This is a genomic window from Streptomyces sp. NPDC051907 (assembly GCF_040681075.1).
Taxonomy (GTDB): Bacteria; Actinomycetota; Actinomycetes; order Streptomycetales; family Streptomycetaceae; genus Streptomyces.
In genome coordinates, this window is the sequence record NZ_JBFAYB010000108.1 from 21153 (window position 1) to 27232 (window position 6080).

5 protein-coding genes and 1 riboswitch are annotated in these 6080 nt (G+C 71.5%); all 5 genes read left to right on the top strand.

The window, feature by feature from the left end; translation table 11 throughout:
* Positions 1 to 3: 3 nt before the first annotated feature.
* Positions 4 to 194, top strand: a riboswitch (cobalamin riboswitch).
* A 39-nt stretch (positions 195 to 233) separates the two neighbouring features.
* Positions 234 to 626 carry a (2Fe-2S) ferredoxin domain-containing protein gene (locus tag AB0M39_RS35460; RefSeq protein WP_365371290.1) on the top strand — a complete coding sequence of 131 codons (393 nt, stop codon included), beginning with the start codon at positions 234 to 236 and terminating at the stop codon, positions 624 to 626.
* A 45-nt stretch (positions 627 to 671) separates the two neighbouring features.
* Positions 672 to 1661 (top strand): ABC transporter substrate-binding protein, encoded by a 990-nt coding sequence (locus AB0M39_RS35465; RefSeq protein WP_365371293.1) that lies wholly within the window; start codon positions 672 to 674, stop codon positions 1659 to 1661.
* A gap of 131 nt (positions 1662 to 1792) precedes the next feature.
* Positions 1793 to 2797, top strand: a complete 1005-nt coding sequence (locus AB0M39_RS35470) for an iron ABC transporter permease (RefSeq protein ID WP_365371304.1) — start codon at positions 1793 to 1795, stop codon at positions 2795 to 2797.
* Complete coding sequence (locus tag AB0M39_RS35475) at positions 2794 to 3630, top strand: ABC transporter ATP-binding protein (RefSeq protein WP_365371296.1); 837 nt, start codon at positions 2794 to 2796, stop codon at positions 3628 to 3630. The genes AB0M39_RS35470 and AB0M39_RS35475 overlap by 4 nt, the downstream gene beginning before the upstream one ends.
* Before the next feature lie 235 nt (positions 3631 to 3865).
* Complete coding sequence (locus AB0M39_RS35480) at positions 3866 to 6022, top strand: DUF1996 domain-containing protein (protein ID WP_365371299.1); 2157 nt, start codon at positions 3866 to 3868, stop codon at positions 6020 to 6022.
* The last annotated feature ends 58 nt before the right edge of the window (positions 6023 to 6080 follow it).

Below are 6080 nucleotides of genomic sequence, written 5' to 3' on the forward strand. Positions count from 1 at the left end.
TGCCGTTCCCGTCTGCGATGATGTCCCGCGAAAAGGCGACGGCGGATCGAGGAAGCCGGTGTGAATCCGGCGCGGTCCCGCCACTGTGATCGGCGAGCGGATCCCGAACAGACCACTGCCCGGGTACGGGTGGGAAGGTCGGGACGAGCTTCGACCCGAGAGCCAGGAAACTCACGCGGTCGCCTCCTCGAAGTGTCTGGGGCGGATTTCCCCAGAGGGGAGGACTTGTCGGCATGCCCATCGGGGGACTGTCAGGCGAGCCGGCGCCGTGCCGGGTCGTCGTATGCCGGGACTGCTGCTGCGGCAGTTCCAAGGTGACCGGCGTCGATCACGCGGAGCAGACCGCCCGTCTGCGCACTCAAGCGCCCGTCCGCGTCTGCGAGTGCCTCGACGTGTGCGACCAGGCGAACGTGATCGTCGTACAGCCCTCCGCCGCGGGACGTGCCGCCGGCGCCCGGCCGGTCTGGCTCGGCCTGGTCAACGACCCCGCCGCGACCGAGGACGTCGTCGACTGGGTGAGAGCGGGCGGCCCCGGCGTCGCCCCGCTGCCGGACGTGCTCGACCTGTACGTCTTCACCCCGCCGGGCCGCGCACGGTCCGTGCCCTCCCCCGACGACACGCGATGACCCACCGATCCACCCTGCGACGACTCCGGTGAGAGGACCCATCACATGACGGGCAAGTACCCCAAGTTCGTGCTGTCGGCGATAGCCGCGGCTCTGCTGACCGTCGGCTGCGGAGGCGACGGCGGCGCCCGGAAGGACACCGGGTCGGCGGGCTCCGCCGCCAAGGGCTTTCCGCTCACGGTGACCAACTGCGATGTGAAGACCACCTATAAGCGTCCTCCGCAGCGGGCGGTGTCGCTGAACCAGCACGCGACCGAGATCATGCTGGCGCTCGGGCTGGAGAAGTCGATGGTGGGCACGGGCTATCTCGACGACAAGATCCTGCCGGAGTACCAGGCAGCCTACGGCGGGATCAAGGTGCTCGCGAAGGAGTACCCCTCCTTCGAGACGCTGCTGGCCGCCGAGCCGGACTTCGTCTACGGCGGGTTCTCCAGCACCTTCGACGAGAAGGAGGGACGCGGCCGCAAGGCGTTCACCGACGCCGGGGTCGACACCCACCTCAATATCGAGGAGTGCTCCAAGCCCGTGACGATGGCCAAGATGGACGAGGAGATCCGCACCGTCGCCAAGATCTTCGGCGTGCCGGAGCGGGCCGAGCAGCAGGTGAAGAAGCTCAACACCGTCCTCAAGGGGGTCGACGGCAAGCTCGCCGGCGTCGCTCCGACCAAGCTCTTCGTCTACGACAGCGGCGACAAGACCGCGTTCACCGCGGGCGGCGCGGGCATCGGCAACGAGATGATCAAGCGAGCGGGCGGTGTGAACCTGTTCGCGGACGTGGACAAGACGTTCGGCGACGTGTCGTTCGAGCAGGTGGCCGAGCGGGCTCCCGAAGTCATCGTCATCTACGACTACGGCGACCAGCCCGTCGAGGACAAGAAGAAGTTCCTGCTCGCCAACCCGGCGCTGAAGGACGTGCCCGCGATCAAGAACAAGCGGTTCGCCGTGCTGCCGCTCTCCTCCACCGTGCTCGGCGTCCGGGTGCCGGCCGCCGTGGAGTCGCTGGCCCGCCAGATCCACCCGGACCGCTTCCAGTGACGGAGGCGACCGAGACGACCGAGGCGGCCGGCCCGGCCGATGCGACGGAGGCGGCCGGGCCCGCCAAGGCGGCGGGCGGCCCGGCCGGAGCCGGGGCGGTCGCGGTCCGGCGCACCGCCGTTCCCTATCCTCTGGTCCTGGCGCTGCTCGGGGCCCTGGTAGCGGCGGCGGCGACCGCGGGCATCGCGATCGGCTCGATCAACGTGCCGGCCGGCCAGGTCTGGAGCATCCTGCTGCACCAGGTGCATCCGTCGCTGGCCGAGCCGACCTGGACGCCGGTCCGCGAGACGATCGTCCTCGACGTCCGGCTGCCCCGGGTCCTGCTGGCCGGCGTGGTCGGCGCGGGCCTGTCGGTGTCCGGGATGGCGCTCCAGGCTCTCGTCCGCAACCCGCTGGCCGACCCCATGCTGCTCGGGGTGTCGTCCGGCGCGTCGGTGGGCGCGGTGCTGGTCCTCGTCTTCCATGTGACCCTGTTCGGGATCTTCTCCCTGCCCGTGGCCGCGTTCCTCGGCGCGCTGACCGCGCTGATCGCCGTCTACTTCCTGGCCCGCTCCGGCGGCAGGATGACCACCGTGCGGCTCGTCCTCGCGGGCGTGGCCATGGCCGAGGTCCTCTCGGCGGTCGCCAGCCTGCTGGTCGTCACCTCCAACGACCCGCACAAGACCCAGTCGGCGCTGCGCTGGATGCTCGGCGGACTGGCCGGCACCACCTGGACGCTGGTGTGGATCCCCGTGGGCGCGGTCCTGCTCGGCACGGCGGTCCTGCTCGGCGTCTGCCGCTCGCTCAACCTGCTGCTGGCGGGGGAGGAGGCCGCCGCGGCCCTCGGCCTGGACGTCCACCGCTTCCGCGCCGCGCTGTTCACGCTCGTCGCCCTGATGATCGGCACGATCGTCGCGGTCAGCGGCCAGATCGGGTTCGTCGGCCTGATCATGCCGCACGTGGTGCGGCTGCTCGTGGGCGCCGACCACCGCCGCGCCCTGCCCGCCGCCGCGCTGCTCGGCGCGGCGTTCCTGATCGCCGCCGACCTGGCGGCCCGCACCCTCATCAGCCCGGAGGAGATACCCGTCGGCATCCTCACCGCCCTGGTCGGCGGCCCGTTCTTCCTCTGGCTGATGCGACGGAAGGCGGCCCGATGACGGACACCCCGATAGCCAAGCCCGGCGCGCTCGACGTCGAGGACGTGTCCGTCGTCGTGAACGGCCGGACCCTGGTGGACCAGGTCTCCCTGCACGTGGCGCCCGGCGAGGTGGTGGGACTCGCCGGCCCCAACGGCGCGGGCAAGTCCACCCTGTTGCGTACCTTCTACCGGGCGCTGCGCCCCACCTCCGGCAGGGTGGCGCTGGACGGCGAGGACGTCTGGCGGATGCCCGGCAAGCGCCTCGCGCAGCGGCTCGCCGCCGTACTGCAGGAGACGGCCGGGGACTTCGAGCTCACCGTGTACGACGTGGTGGCCATGGGCCGCACCCCGCACAAGCGCGCCTTCGCGGGCGACGACGCCGAGGACCGCGGCATCATCGTGGGCGCGCTCGAGGAGCTCGACGTCGCCGCGCTGGCGGACGCGCCCTTCGACCGCCTCTCCGGCGGGGAGAAGCAGCGGGTTCTCATCGCCCGCGCCCTCGCGCAGCGCACCGGGACGATGGTGCTGGACGAGCCGACCAACCACCTGGACCTGCGCCATCAGCTCGACGCCCTCCGGCTGGTGCGCGGGCTCGGCGTCACCGCCGTCATCGCGCTGCACGACCTCAACCTCGCCGCGTCCTTCTGCGACCGGATCTGCGTGATGGAGGCCGGCCGCGTGGTCGCCGTCGGAACGCCCGCGGAGGTCCTCACCGCCACGCTCCTCGCCGAGGTCTACCGCGTCGAGGCGGACGTGAGCGAGCACCCGGTCACCGGGCTCCCGCATGTCACCGTGCTGCCCGGCCTCGACCGGGTGCGCGAGGAGCGGCCGAGGGGAGGTCTCCTGGCGTGACCTGCGGGAACTGACCGCCGGAGCTGGCGGCCGTACGCCCTGGGAACGCCCCGCCGCCGCTGCGGGCTGTGGCTCGACACAGCGTCAGGCGCCCCCGGCGACTGGAGGTTTCTACGAATTCCAGATCGCTTTGAACGCTCCGCCCGCCTCCTCCGTATGTAGCTCCGCAGCGCTGCCGCCCCCTCTCAGCCGGCGCACGCTCACGGCCGACCGGCAACGAAGCATAGGAGCTCCGTTGAGACATACAGCACGTAGACGACCCAAGAGCGGCAGAAGAGTTGTCGTCGCCTCGATCGCGTTGATCCTTGGCGGGGGTGGCCTCATCGCGGTCAACACCACCGCCACCGCCGGCGAAGGGTGGGGCGGCGAGCAGAACCAGACGCGGAGCACCGGCCCCGCCGCGTCCACGATCAAGTGCCCCGAGGTCGCGAACGGGCTGCCCGAAGTGCCCGAAGCGGCCAGGGTCGAGGTCGACCGCGAACTCGCCACGCTGGACACCCAGATCACCGAGGCGTACCAGCAGTTCGTCGACGACAAGGAGCGGATGGAGCGGGACGCTCAGCTCGCCCAGAACGCCGTCCTCGATCCGCTGAAGGACAAGCGCGCGGCGAGCCTCGACCGTATCGCCGTAGCCATCGGCAAGGTGGCCGGCGAGCGCCCCAAGGGCGTGGAGTCGATGGCGGCGTGCATTCTGCAGGCGGACGACGCGGACGCGAACGGCGCCGGTGACGGCAAGGACCAGGAGCAGGGCCAGGGGCAGCAGGGCCAGGGGCAGCAGGGCCAGGAGCAGGGTCAGGGCGACGGCCAGGGCAACGGCAGCGGAGGCCAGGCGCAGAACGGCCCCGAGGCGTCCGACTTCGTCGACATCCAGTCCGTCCAGCCCAACGTCGCCAACCCCCAGCAGCTCGCCGAGGCCTCCCGAGGCGTCTTCTCCACCGACTGCGGTGTGAACGAGAACGGCAAGTTCAACCCGGACAACGTGATCGTCGCGCCCGGTGTGAGCAACGGCGCGCACCATATGCACGACTACGTGGGCAACCAGGCCAACGACGCGTTCGCGAGCGACGACGACCTCGCCAACGGTCAGACCACGTGCCGTAACCAGGGCGACAAGTCGACCTACTACTGGCCCGTTCTGCGTGTGCAGAACGGCCAGAACGAGGCCGACGCCAACGCTGACGGCGGCGGCAAGGACAAGAACGTCGGCGAGATCCAGACGCCCGCCGAGGTCACGCTGAACTTCGTGGGCAGCCCGGTCGGCAAGGTCACCGTGATGCCCCGCTTCCTGCGGATCATCACCGGCGACGCCAAGGCGTTCGTCAACGGCAACGCCAACGCCAACGCGTCGTGGAGCTGCACCGGCTTCGAGAACCGCCAGCTGAAGGACAAGTACCCGATCTGTCCCGAGGGCAGCAAGGTGGTCCGCAGCTTCAAGTTCCAGAGCTGCTGGGACGGCAAGAACGCGGACAGCGCCAACCACCGTACGCACGTGGCGTTCGCCGACCAGAACGGCCGCTGCGCCGAAGGCTTCCAGGCCATCCCGCAGCTCGTGCAGCGGATCGTCTACGACGTGCCGCGGCCGGTCTTCGACGGAGAATCCCCCGCGGTGTTCGCGGTCGACTCCTTCCCCGAGCAGCTGCACAAGCCGGTCACCGACCACGGCGACTTCATCAACGTCTTCGACGACAACCTGATGCGGGCGCTGGTCGACTGCATCAACGACGGTCGAAAGTGCGGACCCGGCGAGGTCGGCGCCCCGCCGGCCGAGGAGGAGCCGGGCGAGGAGCCGGGCGGGCAGCCGAGCGAGGACCCGAAGCCGACGCAGCAGCCGACGCAGAATCCCCCCTCGGAGCCGACCGAGCAGCCCACCCAGAAGCCCACGGAGCAGCCGACAGAGCAGCCGACGCAGCAGCCCGGGGGCGAGCCCGGCCAGGGCGGCGACAAGCCTGGCGCCACTCCGCCGCCGGCCTCCGGCGGCGACGAGCAGAAGCCCGAGCCCGGGAACGACGGCGCCGAGCCCGGCGGCCAGGAGAACCCGGCCGCCACGGACAAGGCCGAGGAGCCCCAGGCCGACGGATCTGGCGGCGGCGCGCCCGCCGCGCAGAAGCCGGCCGCGGGCACGGTGCAGAAGCCCAAGGCCGCCGCCGTGGAGTCGGGCGCAGCCGCTCCCGACGCGAAGAAGTCCGAGGCCGCGGCCGGCACACCCGGTGCGCAGAGCACGCCGCCCGCCGGCGAGACCGGCCTGGCGGGCGGCCAGCAGCAGGCCGCAGAGGGCGGGCTCGCCGAGACCGGCGCCCAGCTGTGGCCCTCCGCGGTCGGCGCCGCGCTGCTGATCGCCGGCGTCCTGCTGCTGCGGACGCGCTCTCGCGGAGAGGGCGCCCGGCAGCGATGAGATAGCCAAGCCCCCTCGCTCGGCTGCGGGGCGGGGGGGGGGGCGTGCCGGCGCGCGC